1 protein-coding gene is annotated in these 232 nt (G+C 37.1%); it reads right to left on the reverse strand.

Annotated elements, in window-relative coordinates:
- Positions 1-64 precede the first annotated feature (64 nt).
- Positions 65-232: EAL domain-containing protein (locus tag V6260_RS18725; protein WP_341595586.1), on the reverse strand; the 168-nt coding region annotated here is incomplete at its 5' end.

A 232-nucleotide genomic window follows, 5' to 3' on the forward strand; every position in this document is an offset into this window, starting at 1 on the left:
AGCGATACTTATTGTCGTCACTGCGGTTAGCGTCCTTAAATTAAGCTCGCTTTGTTTTAAGATACTATTGCTGATTAAATATATCGCTCCTGTCACGATTAATTAGTTCGAATACTTCTTTGTTAGGTACAGGTTTAGAAAATAAATAACCTTGGAATTTCTTACATCCTCGCGTTTTTAAAAAGGCCAGTTTATGCGAGCTTTCTACGCCTTCGGCTACACATTCTTTTCC

The organism is Pseudoalteromonas aliena, assembly GCF_038155085.1.
In the GTDB taxonomy this organism is placed as follows: Bacteria; Pseudomonadota; Gammaproteobacteria; order Enterobacterales; family Alteromonadaceae; genus Pseudoalteromonas; species Pseudoalteromonas aliena_A.